We start from the raw sequence: 17,997 nt of genomic DNA, 5'->3' as shown, positions 1-17,997 counted from the left end.
CGCACTTTTTTCAAGTAGTTACCACTTGTTGTTATTTCCCGGGGAATATTTTCCCGTTTCATGTCGAAAAACAGCATTTCACTTTCTATGAACATAGAAAATGAAATGCTGTCGGTTAAAATGAAGGAGGTCCTTCGTGCTGACTCCAGTCAATATTCAAGAATTTATTGTATTCCTTTGCAAAAGCCAACGTGACCGTACCCGTGGGACCATTACGCTGCTTCGCTATGATAATTTCAATCATGTTCTGCATTTCAGTTTCTTTATCGTAATAGTCTTCCCGGTATAGAAACGATACAATATCGGCATCCTGCTCAATACTTCCTGATTCCCGCAAGTCAGACATCATCGGCCGCTTATCCTGCCGCTGCTCAACGCCCCGGGAAAGCTGCGAAAGTGCAATAACAGGTATTTTTAATTCACGGGCCAATGCTTTCAATGAACGGGAAATCTCGGAAACTTCCTGCTGACGGTTATCACTGCCGCGTCCACTTCCCATAATGAGCTGCAAATAATCGATCATGATCATACCAAGCCCATGCTCTTGCTGCAGGCGTCGGCATTTTGAACGAATTTCATTGATCCGGATACCTGGACTGTCATCAATGAAGATCCCTGCGTTAGACAGTGAACCCATCGCCATCGTCAGTTTACGCCAGTCATCTGCTTCCAGATTTCCGGTACGCAGCACCTGTGCATCAATGTTACCTTCTGCACAGAGCATACGCATGACGAGCTGTTCAGCACCCATCTCGAGACTGAAGATCGCAACGTTTTCATCCGTTTTGGTCGCAACATTCTGCGCAACGTTCAAAGCGAACGCCGTCTTACCGACAGACGGGCGAGCCGCCACGATAATCAAGTCGTTACGCTGGAATCCCGCTGTAATCTTATCAAGATCACGGAAACCAGTCGGTATTCCTGTCACTTCACCTTTACGGGTATGCAGCAATTCGATATTGTCATACGTTTCGACTAAGACGTCTTTGATATGACGGAAATCACCGGCGTTTTTCCGGTTCGATACTTCCATCATCTTCTTCTCAGCTTCGCCAAGCAATGCTTCTACTTCGTCTTCACGTGTATAGCCATCTTCGACAATACCGGTTGCTACACGGATCAAACGGCGCAGTAAAGACTTTTCTTCTACGATATTCGCATAATGAACAATATTCGCAGCCGTCGGTACCGCATTTGCGAGTTCCGCTAAATAGGAGATTCCACCAACGTCTTCAAGCTCGTTTTTCACTTTTAATTCTTCCGTGATGGTCACGAGGTCAATCGGTTGTCCTTTATCACTCAACACCAGCATCGTTTCGAAAATCTTTTTATGAGCAATGCGATAAAAATCTTCCGGCAGTAAAATTTCTGATGCGGTAATCAGTGCCTGTGGTTCTAAAAATATAGCCCCGATGACCGACTGTTCAGCTTCATTATTATGGGGAGGTGTGCGCTCGATCATCTGGTCCAAGCTATTATCTCCTTATCATTCTTCTGTAACCTGTACTTTTAGCGTTGCGGTTACATCAGGGTGTAATTTAACCGGTACATTGGTGAAACCAAGTGCACGGATCGCGTCCGGCAAGTCCATTTTACGGCGATCTACTTTGATCTTATGCTGTTTTTCCAAAGCCTGTCCGATTTGTTTAGACGTGATGGAGCCAAACAGACGGCCACCCTCACCGGATTTTGCTTTTAGTTCTACTGTTAATTTTTCAATCGTTTCTTTCAGCTCTTTTGCTTCAGCCAATTCAGCTGCCGCATCTTTCTTCTGGCGGTTTTTCTGACCTTCCAGCTGGCTCATGCTAGCTGCTGTTGCTTCAATCGCCATATTGTTTTTCAACAGGAAGTTTTGCGCGTAGCCTGTTGATACTTCTTTCACTTCACCTTTTTTACCTTTACCTTTAACATCTTGCAGAAAAATTACTTTCATCCTTCATTTCCCCTCTCCACGTATTGATCTAATGTATTTCTCAGCATGGCGACTGCATCGTCGACCGTCTCTACTTCTAATTGACACGCAGCATTTGTCAGGTGACCGCCGCCGCCCAGGTCTTCCATAATGACTTGAACGTTCAAGTCACCAAGTGATCTCGCACTAATGCCAATCTTCTCGTCATTCCGTTGTGCGATGACAAATGATGCGGAAATGCCCTGCATCGTCAGGAGGATATCCGCCGTCTGTGCAATGAGTACGGAACTATGAACTACACCGTTATTGCCATTGGCGATTGCAATATCCCCGTTGCCTGCAAATTCTACAGTTTCAATTAATTTGGAACGTTCGATGTACGTATTGATATCTTCTTTCAATAGCCGCTGAACCATGACGGTGTCTGCTCCATTTTTTCTCAGATAGGATGCAGCTTCAAATGTCCGCGCGCCTGTTCTCAACGTGAAACTCTTCGTATCCACCACAATCCCGGCGAGCATCGCTGTAGATTCGAGCATCGTCAATTTTTCATTCTTCGGCTGGTATTCCAGCAGCTCTGTAACCAGTTCCGCCGTCGAGGATGCATACGGCTCCATATAAACGAGCACTGTATTATTAATGAATTCTTCTCCCCGACGGTGATGATCGATCAGTACGACTTTCTGTGCTTTGTCCAGTACACGCTCATCAATCACCATACTCGGCTTATGCGTATCCACAATGACGACTAATGAACGGTCTGTCATTAATTCCAGCGCTTCATCAGGCATAAGCAGATGATTATACAGCTCTTCGTCTTTTTGGACTTCATCCATCAGACGGTTGACACTGGTATCCAACTCATTAAAGTTTACGACAACGTAACCCTCTACACCATTCATACGCGTCATCTTACGCACACCGATTGATGCACCAATCGCGTCCATATCCGGCATTTTATGACCCATGACAAAGACCCGGTCACTTCCCTGAATTAAATCACGCAGCGCGTGTGAAATGACACGTGCTCTGACCCTTGTCCGTTTTTCAACAGGATTGGTCTTGCCGCCAAAAAACTTCAGCTTGCCGTCATGGTGTTTGATAGCTACCTGGTCTCCTCCACGTCCAAGAACCAAATCCAAACTGGACTGTGCCAGTTCACCGAGCTCTGTGAGAGATGTTGTGCCTGTCCCTACCCCTATACTAAGGGTAAGCGGCGACGTGTGTTTAGCTGTGTTCTCGCGTATCGTATCCAGCAGTGCAAACTTCGTTTTTTCCAGTTGTTCCAGCGTGCCCTCATTGAAGACTGCCAGGAAACGCTCGGATGAAATACGTTTTACGAAAATGCCGTATTCATCTGCCCATTCATTGACGAGTGACGTAATCAGTGAGTTCATCAGGCTTCTTGTCTGGTCATCCATCGTCTGTGACAGCTCATCATAATTATCGACCAGCAAAATACCGATAGTCGTCCGGTCGGCATAGTAAAGTGACTGGATCTTCACACGTTCTGTAACGTCAAATAGATAGAGCAGTTTTTCTTCTGGCTTATAGTACACCTTGTAAGAACGTCCATTGAGAATAATGATTTCCTGATCATTATCCTCTTTCATTACTTGCCGGAACTCTTCATTCATATCGTACAGATCGGTTCCAATCCACGACTCATCCGGAAAGATAGAAGAAATAAATGGATTCACCCACTCGACCTGCTGCTTGTCATTGAGCAGGATAATTCCGATAGGCAGTTCCAATAATGCTTCTTCTCCGACCTTTTTCATTCGATAAGACAGCGTTTCAATATATTTTTCTGTTTCCTGATAGCTGTCATTTTCTAATTTCCAAGCCAACCCGAGAGCGAGCGCATAAGCGACTGCAAAAAACAGTCCTACCCAAAATTGGAAAAGCATCAGCAGTACGGCACTCACTCCCCCAAGTAGAGAGAGAAGTGCCAGCGGTATTCGAACCGCCCGTTTTTTATAATATAAATTCAATATTTCATCTCCTACCCTCTCTTGTCTTTAGCTATCCAAGCACGTACATTGATAGCGATATCGATCACACCAAGCATAACCGTGAACGGACTGAGGAACATCGCGAACAGCGTGACCGGTACTTTGACGATTCCCGAAATCTTCATTGTTTGTAGTGCAAAATAGATCAGCGCCAAACCTTGCATGAAGAATAAGAATCGAAAGATGAGAATGGCATTGGCTTCCATGAGATGGGATGTGGTCCCCTGCTCAGCCTGAGAGAGAATAGAAACCAACAGCAGAACCATATAGACGGCAACCGTCGCAAATGGCAGGCGCATGTTAGTAAATGGAGCAAATTTCGGCACTTCAAATTGTAAACGTGCAGCGATTGCCATAATCGGCATGACAAATAGATAGCCCATGATAAAAACAGATAAAATAAACAGCGACGGTATAATCGTTTGATAATAATTGATGGTATCGATCACCATCTGTTCTACATCTTTTGTCGAATTGCTCATGTCTGCAAGTGTCTTTAAAACCTCTTGCTGCAAAACACCAAAACCTTCCAGAAACTGTTCAACAGGATTAACTTTTAGTAGCCACACTGTGCCCAGATAAAGTACAGTGAGTGAAACCAGCAGCGTCAATCCTGTCGCCATGAATATGTAGAGCTTTGATTTGCCTGTGCGGATTGAATCGCCAATGACAAAACCGATCAGAGCCATTACGACAGCAGTCGGAACAGACAGTAATCCACCTATAAGCAGAGCAATGAGCGAAACAGCTGCCATTACCGCAAATGTGGAAGTCCGGTCATAGCGCAGACGGTACAAAGTGATGGGCAGAGGCAGCAGCGGTATTGTCACGATGATGAAAACTGGCACATATAAAGTAAGTGCCAATAATATAGCGAACAGTGCGATCATCATGGCACCATGCGTTATTTTTCTTGCTTGATCTTGCATAAAATTCACGCCTCAATTCATTTACAGCTTCTACTGTCGGGAAAAATAAAAATTCTCTTGGATAGAAGAAGTGTTTCTGACCACTAATATAATTTGAGTATAAACATCCCTCCAATTGTATCATGATTCGTCTTGAAAACAAAAGTAGAGAGAGTCCGTCATTCCAATTAAGTGGTAAATACTCGCCCATAGTTACAGATAACTCTTACTGCAAAGGTAATGAACTTTCTGCTGCTGTAATTTCATACGGAAGTTGTCTAGCCGGGCAGGTAGCTTAGTGCGGATACGTTTTGCTCTATGATCACGAGCTTGAAGTGATTATTCAGTTTCACGTCTTTATGATCATGCGCGCTGGCTGAATGAGCGGCTGGCAGAACAGTATGAGCGCGCGAGCCGGGTGCATGATCCCCTCGGATGCTGTACGATCATTGCGGAAGAGATTGTACGGACTCTACCTCTGATAGCTTGAATTGGTGCGGCGGAGGGGAATATTGGCTCGTTCAACGGCAACTAACATGCGAATAAGCATAATTCCTTACTTTTAAATAAATAAAAAAACCGCCACTGACTAAATGTCAGTGGCGATTCATATATTACCGCTCTTCTGCTACGAACGGAAGAAGTGCCATGATGCGTGCACGTTTGATTGCAGTCGTCAATTTACGTTGGTATTTAGCGCTTGTACCAGTAACTCGACGAGGCAACATCTTTCCGCGCTCAGAGATAAACTTCTTCAACAAATCTACATCTTTATAGTCGATGTGTGTAATGTTGTTAGAAGTGAAATAGCAAACTTTACGGCGTCTGCGACCTCCACGACGTGGTGCCATAATTGTTGTCCTCCTTCCTATTTGCGTATATGTGAACCTGTTTCAATCAGAATGGCAAGTCGTCATCTGTAACTTCGATCGGACCGCCGCCTGGCTGGAATGGATCATTATCTACACGCGTCATATTTTGCTGATTTGGTTGGTAGGATTGCTGATTGTAGCCTTGTCCATGATCTTGTGCAGGTGCATTATTATAAGATGGCGCTCCTCCACCGTAAGACGGTGATGGCTGCCTTTCTTGATTCGCACTGCGCGGCTCAAGGAATTGGGTACTGTCCGCAACAACTTCTGTCGTGTAAACACGCTTACCATCCTGTCCTTCAAAGCTGCCCGTCTGAATACGGCCATCTACTCCGGCAAGACTTCCTTTTCGTAAGTAATTCGCGATATTCTCAGCCTGTTTACGCCAAGCTACACAGCTGATGAAATCTGCTTCCCGTTCACCCTGCTGGTTAGAGAACGCACGGTTCACCGCCAGTGTGAAACGAGTCACAGCAATACCACTCTGTGTATACTTCAGCTCAGGATCTTTCGTTAATCGACCAACTAAAACGACACGGTTTATCATTCAGAATCAAACCTCCCTCATCATGTAGAATTCATTAATTTATATCAGCTTACGCGTCAACGCGAGTTACCATATGACGGATGATACCTTCATTGATATTAGCTAGACGTGTAAATTCATCGATTGCTTCAGCACCAGAGTTTAGAGTTACTAACTGGTAGTAACCTTCACGTAGGTCGTCGATTTCGTATGCAAGACGGCGCTTGCCCCACTCTTTCGACTCGATGATTTCCCCACCGTTTGAAGTTAGGACAGTGTCAAAACGTTCAATCAACGCTTTTTTCGCGTCATCTTCAAGAGTTGGTCGCATAACGTACATAATTTCGTACTTTCTCATCAATAGTCACCTCCTTATGGACTTGGGCCCTGCTTTTTCAAGCGGGCAAGGAGTAAGTAAATTTACTATTACTCACATCAGTATATATTATCATATCACGATTGGAACATCAACCTTTAATATACTATACTGAATGAATTAAGGAGTGATTTCACATGGAAGAACAACAGCCTGTCATTGTGGAATTAGATTTACAGAAAGTAGCGAAGGTCAGCATCTGGCTGACTGTCCTTCCGCTTTTGGTGCTTTTCCTGATCCGTTTCTTCCTAGACGGAGGACTGCATCTGACATTTTCATTTTGGTATCTTCTCTATGGTTTTATTGGTTATCTTGTTTTAATTGTAGTGCATGAGTTTTTCCATCTGCTCGGTTTTCGCATTTTTTGCAATGTGCCGTGGAAGAACATGGACTATGGCGTGAATCTAAAAATGGGGATTGCTTATGCTACAGCCGATCAGCTGATGGACAATAAAGGGATCCGTAAAGCTTTGCTGCTGCCGTTTTGGATGACGGGCATATTGCCTGCTGTCATTGCACTTTACATCGGTGACGGTGTCCTGCTGACGCTTGGAGCCTTACTGATCGGCGGCGCAGCCGGTGATTTTGCAATGTATAAAGAACTAAAGAAGTTTCCGGATGATGCGATGGTGAAAGACGATCCTGAACTGCCGAAGCTTTATATTTATAAACCTGAATAGCAATGTGTTGGAGTATGGGATCTGCGCTCTAGGCGGACGCGTTCCGGAGGGCCCGCCTAGAGCGTAGATCCCTTGCAATGTGAGCAGCTAATACTTATCGATATACATTGAAATGGGGCATGTAAGTGAGATAGTACTTAAATTGAAATTAAGTACGTTTGAGGAAAACGACAATTTACATACTGTCGGTATTAGGTGTCCCCGACTGAAATGAAAAAGCTATTTCCTCTAATTTTAAGGAAATAGCTTTTCATCTATACATTGCAATAATTTCTGAATCACTCCGAAATATCCTTTACTTTTTCTCGCTTCATTAAATAAATCAAAAGGCCGGCACTCACAATGCTCAATAAGCCATACAAACATGGAACGAGCCATTGTGGAAATTGCACAGAAATAATGTCGCCCAACAATATATTGAATCCTATTAGAAGCATCACAAATATCAGCGGAATTTGAATGCCAATCAATGTAACGAAGTTGGGTACAACACTTGAAACAGACATTGCCAGCATTGTAAATATGAATCCGATGACATAAATCGCCAGAATGCACAGCCAAATGTATTGTAAAAAAGTTGGATCATACCAAGTCAGGTTCGCAATGAATGCATTCACTCCTAAACTGAAATATGGTGAAGTGCCATTTTGTGCGTATAAGCTGAAATAGAAAGCCAGTAGCATCGTGATGACCAGACCTGCGGAAAGAATACCAGCTATCAATTTTGTTTTATACAGGCTTCTGCCGATTTTCGATGTGTATTGCAGATCAAGCAGCCGCCTTGTGCGATCTTTTAAAATGAATGGTGAAATGAGAAGTACGACGCTGAATAAGATCGTAATTCCGACATGGACAATAAACTCTTTAAAATTTTGAATGACTACTTCTGGATACGCTTGATACTTTCCTTCTGTGAGTAGTTTGTCAAAACGAGTTTGTTGCAAAGTATTTGGCTCAAACCCTATCATTTCTTTCGTGTCGTGAAAGTCGATGAGCCGTGACCTCTCCTGCAGTTCCCAAAAAAGATCTACCTGCTGTTCATGCATGATTTGACTGTGTAAATTTTGTTGCTCTTCATTGTCCCAGTCGGAAGTTACCAATCCCTCATAACCATCTATCCCGGCCTCTGCAAACTCAGGGCGTGCTTGCAAGTACTCATTTGCTTCCTCTTTCCGTGACTCAAACTGCCGGCGGAAATCGAGCATCTCTTCTTCATCCATCAGCACACCATATTCTTCTATCATTTCAATGCCGAGATGGTATCCGTCAAGTGCTGGTCTGCCATTCGGAAAATATTCAATGTCAAAACTTATTAATAAAAAGTACAAAACAGCATTGACAAGAAGTAAAAACGTCAGCATTCTCCATGTTAAAATTTTCTTCATTTCATTCCAAATCATTCGCATCGCCTATCACCTACCCTATATCCATTTTGGTAAATCTTCTATATGCTACGAAGCAAATTCCTGCAGCAATCAGCGTCCAGCAGCTGACTGTCAGCCATTCGTAATTTCGAGAACCAGTCAGACCGCCTCCCATGAACGAGTTAGGGATCCCGAGCAATAATTGAGACAGATTATAGCCTGTAATGAAAAACAGAATAGACGATTTGGACATAAAACTCGGCAATAGCAAAACAGCCACAAAAAAGAGCGCGATTCCTGCAAAAGCGATGTAACTATTTTTCACTACGGCAGACAACGCGAATGTCAAACATGACATGAGCAGCCCCCCCGCCAAGACAATGCCGGCCACCAGCCATAAAAATGTTTCAAACGATATATCCCACCAAGCAATATAAGGAAAATTATATTCCCAGTTGAATGCACTGCTAATTGAAGTTGACCATACATGTGAATAATCAAATACGATGAAAAAGGTACCTAAGGTGATGCCGAGTAAGAAAATCATCGTGACAAGTGCAATGACTATGGAAGCTGTCAGTTTATCTTTCATTAACTTCCTTCCACGCTTTGTAGAAAACATGAGCAGCTGTGTTTTTTGTTCAAATTCATATGCGGTTATTAAAGCCGTTGCTAAGACAATCAGCAGCAACGATTCAATGATAATATGCCTGAAAACCGTTTGAAACAGGAAGCTATGCATAAAATAGGCTTTCCCTGCAAAAAACCATTGCTTGTGCTCCTCATTTTTCACTAGTTCTTTAAAACGTTTGTCCAACTTCTCATATTCTTGTAAAAGATAAGAAGCTGCTGAGCCGCTGAGCCCGTACCTTCTCACTTCGTCTTCTCCTGCTGCTTGAATAGTAATCACTGCATAGTTTTCGTCTATTGAACGGGCTGTATTGAAATACATTTCTTTTACTGCAAGTTGCTGAATTTGACTCCATTGTTCTTGGCTATATGTTTCTTGTTCTTCTAACGACATATTTTCTAAGAGTTCCTGTACGCTTTCAAATTCCAGTCCTACACTGCGTTTCAACTGGGTCATTTCCTGCTGAATATCCTGATCCAACCGTGCAAGCGAAGTGTCTGAAATGTCACGCCCATATATATCAATCAGTTCGTTGACTATTTTCAACTCTTCTTTATGATCTGATGAACTGACGATCAGATAGATGTTATAAACAGAAAACAGGAGAAACAGTCCTAAGAAAATTGGCGATTGTATTACTTTCCTGCACTCATACAATAAAATCCTCATTGCTCTGTTCCATTCGTTTCATCCCGGTATTCGTACAGAAAAACATCTTCCAACTGCGGTTGTACAGGCAGCCAATCAACGAGTGGAGTTTCTTTATGGATAAACCGAACAATCATTTTTCCGTATTCCTGCTTTTCAGAAAGCAATACATGACTTTGACGGAAGGATTCCAACTGTTCGAATTCCATTGATGTTTCAAAAACCGCTCCATCCAATGTTCCACAAATAGTTTCCACCGAATCTTTGTATAGGATCTGCTGATTTTTAATCATGATAATTTCATTCGCAATGGATTCAATATCCGATACAATATGGGTGGAAACTATGACAAGCCGCGAACGAGCCAGATCGGTCAGCAAAATTCGAAACCGCGCTCTCTCTTTTGGATCAAGGCCAGCAGTCGGTTCATCCAAAATCAAGATCTTCGGATCATTGAGCAAAGCTTGTGCAATGCCGACCCTCTGCACCATTCCGCCCGAAAATTTTTTCATCTTTTTATTCATGACATCGCCAAGAGCTACCTTATCAAGCAGTTCTATGATTTTTGGTAATGCTTCTTTTTTGCTTATTCCCTTCAAGGCGGATAAATAAAGTAAATACTGCTTAGGCGAATAGTTCTTATAATAGCCAAATTGCTGTGGCAAGTAGCCGAGCAACTCGCGATAGCTACTATCCATGTCGCTTATATTGTTACCGTTATATAAAATTTCTCCTTTTGTAGGATACAGCAAAGTCGTCAACATTTTTATGAGTGTTGTTTTCCCTGCACCATTCGGAGCCAGCAAGCCATAGAGTCCTGTTTCAAATTCCAACTGTATATCTCGCAAGGCAGTAAAATCTCCATATTGTTTTGTAACCTCTTTGACCACTAACACGTTACACAGCTCCTTTCATTTGTCGTAAATCAAAATATTTTTTCAGCAGGCAGACATATACATACAAACTGCCAAGCAGAACCAGCACATAGATAACTATTGGGATTTGTACAAGCATCTCACCGTATAATGAGCCCATGCCATAGTGCAGCAGAAGATTCAAAAAGATCCAACCAAACGTCATAGCTGCAGTAGTTACAAGCGAGTGTCGCTTCATCAAAGTCCATAAAAACAGATTCGAGAAAATAAACAATGAAGTTAAGGAAATCATCAATGCCCGAATGAAATGAATAGATGGATGAACTTGTGCGACTAAAGCTATGAAGAAACTATTGATCAAGATGGACAGCACACTAAAGGCCAGCATCCTAAATGCCATGAGTTGATAAACGTTAAACTTACAAGCCATTTCGACTTCGTACGTATCCTGTTCCACCCTTGTCCAATAGCTATATAAGGAGAACCCAAGAAATAAAACAGGTGATATGAGAAACAGTCCTGTATAGACTGCCTCACTCTCTAATTGGTGCTGCATGGAAAACAACCAGCCAAACAGCAATATTCCGATTAAAAAAATGAAACTTAATTCTTTTCGATCTGCAAATATCTGCCGGATGCTGATTTGTGAGTACATAGTAATTAGCTGACGAGAAAATGTGGGTTTGGCGGAAACACTTTGTTCCACAATTTGTTTTATCTGCAATTGAATTAAATGTTCATCCAACTCCGGTACCTGAAACTTTTCTTTATTCAAGACGATCTGCCTCCATTTTTGACCGAACCCACCGCAGCGCCGAATAATATCTCGTTTTCACTGTCGACAGCGGGAGGACTTCGATTTCTGCAATTTCCTGCAGCGTATATTCTCCAAATAATTTAAGGCGTATCACTTGCTGAGAACGAACATCCAGTTTGTTTATGTATGCAGTGACACGCGCGTAATCCTCTTTATATTCCAAAGATAACGTCAGATCATACTTATCTTCAAATTGATCCTCCTCCATCGGCTGTTCAAGCTGTGCATACCGATAACTTTTCGACCTGTAATAATCGACTAGACGATTTGAGGCAATCTTATATAACCATGTCCTAAACGATGCTTTTTGATTGTTGTATTGACCGATGGACTGAAGGGCACTCATAAAAATATCCTGCGTCAAATCTAGCGACAAGTCAGCATCCAGCGTCTGCTTGTAACAAAATGAATAAATCTCTTTGTAATATTTTGCCACGAGGTCATTCGCTACTGAGGCTTTTATGTTTTTCTGAAGCTGCTTAATCCACTTTTTCTCTTGATCCATCCAGATGCCACCTACTTGTTTCCTTCATTTCACTTTTGCTCTCTTAAGTATATTCGTAAACTGCTTGGAAAAAGTTTGAGTTTTGATAAATTCATTTTTCTTTGGATGTTATCATATACTATTGAACGCAAAAAAAGCTGTTCCCCCCATCAAATTGAGGAAACAGCTCTTCAACTATACAATTAGACGTTAAAACGGAACAGCATAACATCGCCGTCTTTAACGATATATTCTTTACCTTCCAATCGAACCTTGCCGGCTTCCTTCGCTGCCGCCATCGATCCGTTCTCGACTAAATCATCATACGCCACCGTTTCGGCACGGATGAATCCGCGTTCGAAATCGGTATGAATAACACCCGCACACTGAGGAGCCTTCATTCCTTTAATGAACGTCCATGCACGCACTTCCTGTACACCTGCTGTGAAATACGTTGCAAGACCAAGCAAGTTGTATGTTGCTTTGATCAATTGGTCAAGGCCCGATTCTTTGATGCCAAGTTCTTCAAGGAACATTTCCTTCTCATCATCTTCAAGCTCTGCCATCTCTTCTTCAATCTTTGCACAGACAACAATCACTTCTGCATTGTCCTTCTCTGCAAAGTCGCGGACTTGTTGTACATACGGGTTATTGTCGGCATCAGCAATTTCATCTTCTGATACGTTCGCCACATACAGCATCGGCTTGATCGTCAATAAATGCATGCCTTTAATGACCTGGTACTCATCATCTGTCAATTCAACAGAACGCGCAGCTAATTCGTTTTCAAAGCCTTCCTTTAACTTCAATAGAATAGGCTCTTCAATCATCGCTGCTTTATCTTTCTGTTTCGCCATCTTGGAAACACGTGCCAATCGCTTGTCCACGCTTTCCATATCGGCAAGAATCAATTCCAGATTAATGATTTCGATATCATCGATCGGGCTTACTTTACCGGCTACGTGTGTAATGTTTTCATCTACGAAGCAACGGACAACCTGACAGATTGCATCCACTTCACGAATATGCGAAAGAAACTTATTACCAAGACCTTCCCCTTTGCTCGCGCCTTCTACGATTCCCGCAATATCCGTAAATTCGAATGCAGTCGGTACCGTCTTCTTCGGCACTACAAGCTCTGTCAGTTTATCTAAACGCTCATCCGGTACTTCAACGATCCCGACATTCGGGTCGATCGTACAGAACGGGTAGTTCGCTGCCTCTGCTCCCGCTTTCGTTATTGCATTAAATAGTGTTGATTTTCCCACGTTCGGAAGACCTACAATCCCAGCTGTTAACGCCATTCTTCCCACACCTTTCTCATCTATCCAAAACCTTCATTATTCAATAGTCAACCATTTCATTATAAGGACAAACCCCGTGAATGTCTATTCGTTGTCAGATTCATTCTTCACAAGGACTTTTTTCATCTTCTTAGCAAATTCATTGCGCGGAATCATGACGCTGTGGCCACAGCCCTCACATTTAATTCGAATATCAGCACCCATACGAATGATCTTCCATGCATTGTTACCGCAAGGATGCGGTTTCTTCATCTCCACCACGTCTTGCAAATTAAATTCCTTCTCCGCCATCTTGTGAATCCCCTCTCTTCTTTTCGTCATACAAAACCATCCTCGGATAAGGCATTTCAATCCCATTCTGATCCATAAACTTCTTCAGATCCTGTCTCAGTTTACGTCCAACTCCGAAGTTTGCCACCGGCTCTGTTTCAGCCATAATCCGCAGTACAATCCGTGAAGGCTCTATATTTTGCACTCCGAGCACTTCCGGAATTCCAATTACCTGACTGTAACGCTCTTTTGGCAAGTTTTTCAAAAACTCTTTAATGAGCTCTTCCGCATGATCGATATTCGTTTCATAGGATACACCAATATCCAGCAGAACGAGTGAGTTGGTTACCGAGAAGTTAATGACTTCACCGATCTGACCATTGGGCACGGTATACAGCTCACCGCCGAATAATTTAATTTTTGTCGTGCGAAGTCCTATTTCAGTAACAGTTCCTTCTGCTACATTAATGCGAACGTAATCGCCGACTCCAAATTGATCTTCAAAAATAATGAAAAATCCGGAAATCACATCTTTTACTAAACTCTGCGCTCCGAAACCGACAGCCAGACCGAGAACCCCAGCACCTGCCAGCAGCCCTTTCACATCAATTTCAAACTCTGTCAAAATGGCCAAGATGGCAGAGAAGTACACGACATATTTCAGCGTATTCTCCAGTAGCTTAATTAACGTCTTTTCACGACGATCAGATTTCTGCGTTGGACTTTTCAGTTTAATGGCGAAAAATCGCCGGATCATCACTTGGCCTACTTTCACTAAAATACTCGCCAGTACAACGATCATAATAATTTTAAATACAAATAGTCCGGTATCCAACCAAAATGCTGAATCAAATATCGTATCTTTTGCGTGCTTAGCGGATTGGTCTACTACATCTTTCAGCTTATCTTCCACGCCTTCCAGATTTTCTTTCATATCTGTATTTTTAGGCACTGTCATGGAAAGAAATCCTCCTTTCGTATAAAGCACAATCCCACAGGCTATACTTCACAGCAATACGCATTGACCTTCATTGTTCACCGTAAATCGTATAAAAATTCATAAAGGACTGGTGTTTCCATATGTATATTGCTGAGCCTTCTTCTTATCATTACCGTATGCCTTATAAAGAGTCTGGTGTCACTTGGAAACTAAGCTCTTATTTCCTGGAACATATCCCTTTCAAACAGCAGCCCATTGTCTTCTACTGCATCGGAACTGATCGTTCCACAGGTGATTCGCTAGGTCCGCTGACCGGTTCCTATTTATCCGAATTAAGCCTGTTCCCCTACCCAGTCGTTGGCACATTGCAAAATCCACTGCATGCTTTAAATTTACAGCATCGCATAGAACAGACAACAGATTTATATCCAGATGCTTTTACCGTAGCAATAGACGCTTGCCTCAGTAAAAGGGACGCAGTCGGTGATCTATTGTTCCACAGTGGCCCAATTTCGCCGGGAAAAGCAGTAGGTAAAGAATTGCCGCCTATCGGTGATGTCTCGATAAAAGGGATCGTCAATATTGCTGGCTTCATGGAGCAGGCAGTCCTACAAAGCACACGGCTACATCTGCCATTCGAAATGAGCCGGATCATCGGAAGAGCCTTGCAACTAGCACATCATAGACAGACGTCAAAAAGCATAGACAATCGTTACAATAACCGCCACCACAGCGATGCCCGGAATGAAGTTCGCTATCCTGATTTTCGTCAGGCCGATTAAGTTCAGACCAATTGCTGCAATCATCAGACCGCCCGTCGCTGTCATTTCGGAAATGAATAATTCCATTAATCCATCAGGTACGAACCGGCTGATAAGAGTAGCCAGAAACGTAATGCTTCCTTGATAAATCAATAGAGGTATAGCTGCAAATGCCACCCCAATACCTAATGTAGAACTCAGAATAATGGAAGTGAAGCCATCTAAAACTCCTTTCATAACCAAGACATTATGGTCATTACGAAGGCCACTATCAATAGCACCAATGATTGCCATAGAGCCTACGCAGAAAAACAGCGTGGCTGTAACGAATCCTTGTGCAATTCCCGGACCTTCCTTTTTTGTAGGCAGCTTACTTTCAATCCATTGTCCCAACTGATTGATCTTTTGATCCAAATCGATCCATTCACCCAGGATTGCACCTAAAACAATGCTTAGGATCACAATCACAATCTGTGTAGTTGCAAATGTCATTTGTATACCAATTGCCACTACGGCAAGCCCTATACCATACATGATGGTTTCCTTCATCCGTTCCGGTATACCATATAAAAATCTACCTATTAATGTACCGATTATAATCGTTAATACATTAAACAATGAACCAAACAATATCATGCAGTCACGTCCATGTTCTCTTCAAGAATAAAACCTATTTTGCAAAACAGCAAAATAGGCAGTTTACATCCAATTAGTCATTCAATAGTTCAAGGATCCGTTCAAAGTCCTCATCCGAGAAAAACTCAATTTCGATTTTCCCTTTGTTTTTTGTCTTTTTAATCGTGACGTTAGTTCCAAATTGTTCACGCAGTGTGGTTTCCTGCGCCGCTAGGAATACATCTTTCTTTGGTTCCTTCTTTGTTTCACGTGGAACATCTTCATTTAATTGTTGAACTAGTCTTTCTAGCTGACGAACATTCAAATGCTCTTTCTTTGTCTTTTCAGCAATCAATAAGATTTGTTCCTTCTTGCGTAACCCCAATAATGTTCGACCGTGTCCCATTGTCAAATTCCCTTGGGAGATGTCTTTTCTTACCGGTTCCGGCAATGTCAGCAACCGTACATGATTCGCAATATGTGGCCTGCTCTTGCCTAATCGGAAAGCAAGCTGCTCTTGCGTCAGTTGTAAGTTTTCCATTAGCTTTTGATACGCTTCCGCCACTTCAATAGGCGTCAGATCTTCCCGCTGCAAGTTTTCCAGAATCGCCATTTCCATGGACTGTTCATCTGATAAATCACGGATAACTGCTGGAATTTCCTTTTTTCCAGCCAGTTTAGAAGCACGGTAGCGTCTTTCCCCTACTACGATTTCGTACTGTGTTCCAGCTTTACGCACGATGATCGGCTGAAGAACTCCATGTTCTTTGATGGATTCACTTAACTCCGTAAGCGATGCGTCATCAAACTCTTTACGTGGCTGATAAGGATTCACAATGATGCTGTTCAACCGCAGAAGTTCTACCTTTTCCAGTGACTCACCAGGAAATAATGCATTCAGACCTTTACCCAGACCTTTACTCATTGTCCACCACTTCCTTTGCCAACTCTAAATAGACTTCCGCGCCTTTTGAACGCATATCGTACATAATGATCGGTTTTCCATGGCTGGGTGCTTCGCTTAATCTAACATTCCGTGGAATAATAGTCCGATATACTTTGTCTTGGAAATACTTTTTCACTTCTTCAATAACTTGAATACCCAAATTCGTACGCGCATCGAACATCGTGAGCAACACACCATCAATGTACAGTTGATCATTCAGATGTTTTTGTACGAGGCGGATCGTACTGAGAAGCTGACTGAGTCCTTCCAATGCATAATACTCGCATTGCACAGGGATAATAATTGAGTCGGCCGCTGTCAACGCATTTAGCGTCAGTAATCCTAATGAAGGTGGACAGTCAATGATGACATAGTCATATTCATTCTTAATATCTTGAATGGCATGCTTCATTCGCACTTCCCGCGAAATCGTAGACACCAATTCAATTTCAGCACCCGCCAATGAAATCGTTGCAGGGACAATCTCTAAGTTTTCAATTTCCGTTTGGAGTATAACGTCTTTTACCGGAACATCATCGATCAGAATACTGTAGATACAGTCCTGAACATCTCCTTTATTAACCCCCACTCCGCTTGTAGCATTTCCTTGAGGATCGGAGTCGATCAAAAGCACTTTCTTGCCGATATGGGCAAGGCATGCGCTTAAGTTTACAGAAGTCGTCGTTTTACCGACTCCCCCTTTTTGATTTGCTATGGCGATAATCTTACCCACTCTCGCACCTGCTTTCTTTCTTAGTTTTCTCTATTTAACCTAACGTGCGCTATATGCTATAAAACCATTATATAAGTTGAATAAAAAAACCGCATTGTCAAAGTTACCTAGTATCGTTGATTTCCGTTCCAGGCGGACGCGTTCTGGAGGGCCCGCGGTGAGCCAACTTGGTCGCAAGCTCCCCTAAGTTGTCTCACCTGTCGGGCTGATCCTCCCAGAGCATTCCTGTTTGGTTAGTGGAGCCCTATTGAAATAGAAAAGTCCCCTTGGTATGATTCGGGGGTGTCAAGGCATCGACTACTTGACCCCTAATAATAACC

20 protein-coding genes are annotated in these 17,997 nt (G+C 42.7%); 2 read left to right on the top strand and 18 right to left on the bottom strand.

Annotation, left to right across the window (positions count from 1 at the left end):
- Positions 1-115 precede the first annotated feature (115 nt).
- The 7 genes from dnaB to rpsF form a co-directional block, all read right to left on the bottom strand.
- Positions 116-1,462, bottom strand: coding sequence for a replicative DNA helicase (gene dnaB / locus Q1J64_RS09580; RefSeq protein ID WP_153721720.1), 1,347 nt, complete (start codon positions 1,460-1,462; stop codon positions 116-118).
- 24 nt (positions 1,463-1,486) lie between these two features.
- Positions 1,487-1,933, bottom strand: coding sequence for a 50S ribosomal protein L9 (gene rplI, locus Q1J64_RS09575; RefSeq protein WP_301108843.1), 447 nt, complete (start codon positions 1,931-1,933; stop codon positions 1,487-1,489).
- A complete protein-coding gene (locus tag Q1J64_RS09570) occupies positions 1,930-3,906 on the bottom strand; it encodes a DHH family phosphoesterase (protein ID WP_301108842.1) in 1,977 nt (658 codons plus the stop codon). Before Q1J64_RS09570 ends, rplI begins: the two co-directional genes overlap by 4 nt.
- Positions 3,907-3,917: 11 nt before the next feature.
- Positions 3,918-4,856: a DUF2232 domain-containing protein gene (locus Q1J64_RS09565; protein ID WP_301108841.1), complete on the bottom strand. Its 939-nt coding sequence runs from the start codon at positions 4,854-4,856 to the stop codon at positions 3,918-3,920.
- A 593-nt stretch (positions 4,857-5,449) separates the two neighbouring features.
- A complete protein-coding gene (gene rpsR, locus Q1J64_RS09560) occupies positions 5,450-5,686 on the bottom strand; it encodes a 30S ribosomal protein S18 (RefSeq protein ID WP_301108840.1) in 237 nt (78 codons plus the stop codon).
- Positions 5,687-5,732: 46 nt separating this feature from the next.
- Positions 5,733-6,254 carry a single-stranded DNA-binding protein gene (gene ssb / locus Q1J64_RS09555; RefSeq protein WP_301108839.1) on the bottom strand — a complete coding sequence of 174 codons (522 nt, stop codon included), beginning with the start codon at positions 6,252-6,254 and terminating at the stop codon, positions 5,733-5,735.
- 49 nt (positions 6,255-6,303) lie between these two features.
- Positions 6,304-6,591, bottom strand: coding sequence for a 30S ribosomal protein S6 (gene rpsF / locus Q1J64_RS09550; protein WP_301108838.1), 288 nt, complete (start codon positions 6,589-6,591; stop codon positions 6,304-6,306).
- A 155-nt stretch (positions 6,592-6,746) separates the two neighbouring features.
- Here rpsF and Q1J64_RS09545 point away from each other — a divergent pair, with 155 nt between their 5' ends.
- Positions 6,747-7,289, top strand: a complete 543-nt coding sequence (locus tag Q1J64_RS09545) for a DUF3267 domain-containing protein (RefSeq protein ID WP_301108837.1) — start codon at positions 6,747-6,749, stop codon at positions 7,287-7,289.
- A gap of 278 nt (positions 7,290-7,567) precedes the next feature.
- Here the strand turns inward: Q1J64_RS09545 and Q1J64_RS09540 are convergent, their stop codons facing one another.
- The 8 genes from Q1J64_RS09540 to Q1J64_RS09505 all read right to left on the bottom strand — a co-directional run bounded on the left by Q1J64_RS09540 (position 7,568) and on the right by Q1J64_RS09505 (position 14,640).
- Positions 7,568-8,695 carry an ABC transporter permease gene (locus Q1J64_RS09540; RefSeq protein WP_301108836.1) on the bottom strand — a complete coding sequence of 376 codons (1,128 nt, stop codon included), beginning with the start codon at positions 8,693-8,695 and terminating at the stop codon, positions 7,568-7,570.
- 10 nt (positions 8,696-8,705) lie between these two features.
- Positions 8,706-9,953 carry a hypothetical protein gene (locus Q1J64_RS09535; protein WP_301108835.1) on the bottom strand — a complete coding sequence of 416 codons (1,248 nt, stop codon included), beginning with the start codon at positions 9,951-9,953 and terminating at the stop codon, positions 8,706-8,708.
- Positions 9,950-10,828, bottom strand: coding sequence for an ABC transporter ATP-binding protein (locus Q1J64_RS09530; RefSeq protein WP_301108834.1), 879 nt, complete (start codon positions 10,826-10,828; stop codon positions 9,950-9,952). The genes Q1J64_RS09535 and Q1J64_RS09530 overlap by 4 nt, the downstream gene beginning before the upstream one ends.
- 1 nt (position 10,829) lies before the next feature.
- Positions 10,830-11,582, bottom strand: a complete 753-nt coding sequence (locus Q1J64_RS09525) for a hypothetical protein (protein ID WP_301108833.1) — start codon at positions 11,580-11,582, stop codon at positions 10,830-10,832.
- Entirely contained in the window at positions 11,575-12,129 is a 555-nt protein-coding gene (locus tag Q1J64_RS09520) for an RNA polymerase sigma factor (RefSeq protein ID WP_301108832.1), read from the bottom strand. Before Q1J64_RS09520 ends, Q1J64_RS09525 begins: the two co-directional genes overlap by 8 nt.
- A gap of 182 nt (positions 12,130-12,311) precedes the next feature.
- Entirely contained in the window at positions 12,312-13,412 is a 1,101-nt protein-coding gene (gene ychF / locus Q1J64_RS09515; protein ID WP_301108831.1) for a redox-regulated ATPase YchF, read from the bottom strand.
- A gap of 84 nt (positions 13,413-13,496) precedes the next feature.
- Entirely contained in the window at positions 13,497-13,703 is a 207-nt protein-coding gene (locus tag Q1J64_RS09510) for a DUF951 domain-containing protein (protein WP_301108830.1), read from the bottom strand.
- Entirely contained in the window at positions 13,684-14,640 is a 957-nt protein-coding gene (locus tag Q1J64_RS09505) for a mechanosensitive ion channel family protein (RefSeq protein WP_301108829.1), read from the bottom strand. The genes Q1J64_RS09510 and Q1J64_RS09505 overlap by 20 nt, the downstream gene beginning before the upstream one ends.
- A 122-nt stretch (positions 14,641-14,762) precedes the next feature.
- Here Q1J64_RS09505 and yyaC point away from each other — a divergent pair, with 122 nt between their 5' ends.
- Positions 14,763-15,404: a spore protease YyaC gene (gene yyaC / locus Q1J64_RS09500; RefSeq protein ID WP_301108828.1), complete on the top strand. Its 642-nt coding sequence runs from the start codon at positions 14,763-14,765 to the stop codon at positions 15,402-15,404.
- Here yyaC and Q1J64_RS09495 read toward each other — a convergent pair.
- The 3 genes from Q1J64_RS09495 to Q1J64_RS09485 all read right to left on the bottom strand — a co-directional run bounded on the left by Q1J64_RS09495 (position 15,315) and on the right by Q1J64_RS09485 (position 17,677).
- Entirely contained in the window at positions 15,315-16,019 is a 705-nt protein-coding gene (locus Q1J64_RS09495; protein ID WP_301108827.1) for a DUF554 domain-containing protein, read from the bottom strand. The genes yyaC and Q1J64_RS09495 overlap by 90 nt on opposite strands.
- Before the next feature lie 73 nt (positions 16,020-16,092).
- On the bottom strand, positions 16,093-16,923 hold the full coding sequence (locus tag Q1J64_RS09490; RefSeq protein WP_301108826.1) for a ParB/RepB/Spo0J family partition protein: 831 nt from the start codon (positions 16,921-16,923) through the stop codon (positions 16,093-16,095).
- Positions 16,916-17,677 carry a ParA family protein gene (locus tag Q1J64_RS09485; protein ID WP_301108825.1) on the bottom strand — a complete coding sequence of 254 codons (762 nt, stop codon included), beginning with the start codon at positions 17,675-17,677 and terminating at the stop codon, positions 16,916-16,918. The genes Q1J64_RS09490 and Q1J64_RS09485 overlap by 8 nt, the downstream gene beginning before the upstream one ends.
- Between the last annotated feature and the right edge of the window lie 320 nt (positions 17,678-17,997).

The sequence above is a fragment of the Sporosarcina sp. genome (assembly GCF_029257255.1).
In the GTDB taxonomy this organism is placed as follows: Bacteria; Bacillota; Bacilli; order Bacillales_A; family Planococcaceae; genus Sporosarcina.
Note: the sequence above shows the minus strand (reverse complement) of the source record. Positions and strands in the feature narration are given on the sequence as shown.

Bases quoted from the DNA above. Each gene is read 5' to 3' on its own strand.
- Q1J64_RS09495 (WP_301108827.1), bottom strand. From the start codon at position 16,019: ATGATATTGTTTGGTTCATTGTTTAATGTATTAACGATTATAATCGGT.
- ychF (WP_301108831.1), bottom strand. From the start codon at position 13,412: ATGGCGTTAACAGCTGGGATTGTAGGTCTTCCGAACGTGGGAAAATCA.
- Q1J64_RS09510 (WP_301108830.1), bottom strand. From the start codon at position 13,703: ATGGCGGAGAAGGAATTTAATTTGCAAGACGTGGTGGAGATGAAGAAA.
- rplI (WP_301108843.1), bottom strand. From the start codon at position 1,933: ATGAAAGTAATTTTTCTGCAAGATGTTAAAGGTAAAGGTAAAAAAGGT.
- ssb (WP_301108839.1), bottom strand. From the start codon at position 6,254: ATGATAAACCGTGTCGTTTTAGTTGGTCGATTAACGAAAGATCCTGAG.
- Q1J64_RS09540 (WP_301108836.1), bottom strand. From the start codon at position 8,695: ATGCGAATGATTTGGAATGAAATGAAGAAAATTTTAACATGGAGAATG.
- dnaB (WP_153721720.1), bottom strand. From the start codon at position 1,462: ATGATCGAGCGCACACCTCCCCATAATAATGAAGCTGAACAGTCGGTC.
- Q1J64_RS09490 (WP_301108826.1), bottom strand. From the start codon at position 16,923: ATGAGTAAAGGTCTGGGTAAAGGTCTGAATGCATTATTTCCTGGTGAG.
- Q1J64_RS09535 (WP_301108835.1), bottom strand. From the start codon at position 9,953: ATGAGGATTTTATTGTATGAGTGCAGGAAAGTAATACAATCGCCAATT.
- Q1J64_RS09565 (WP_301108841.1), bottom strand. From the start codon at position 4,856: ATGCAAGATCAAGCAAGAAAAATAACGCATGGTGCCATGATGATCGCA.
- Q1J64_RS09505 (WP_301108829.1), bottom strand. From the start codon at position 14,640: ATGACAGTGCCTAAAAATACAGATATGAAAGAAAATCTGGAAGGCGTG.
- rpsF (WP_301108838.1), bottom strand. From the start codon at position 6,591: ATGAGAAAGTACGAAATTATGTACGTTATGCGACCAACTCTTGAAGAT.
- Q1J64_RS09545 (WP_301108837.1), top strand. From the start codon at position 6,747: ATGGAAGAACAACAGCCTGTCATTGTGGAATTAGATTTACAGAAAGTA.
- rpsR (WP_301108840.1), bottom strand. From the start codon at position 5,686: ATGGCACCACGTCGTGGAGGTCGCAGACGCCGTAAAGTTTGCTATTTC.
- Q1J64_RS09520 (WP_301108832.1), bottom strand. From the start codon at position 12,129: ATGGATCAAGAGAAAAAGTGGATTAAGCAGCTTCAGAAAAACATAAAA.
- yyaC (WP_301108828.1), top strand. From the start codon at position 14,763: ATGTATATTGCTGAGCCTTCTTCTTATCATTACCGTATGCCTTATAAA.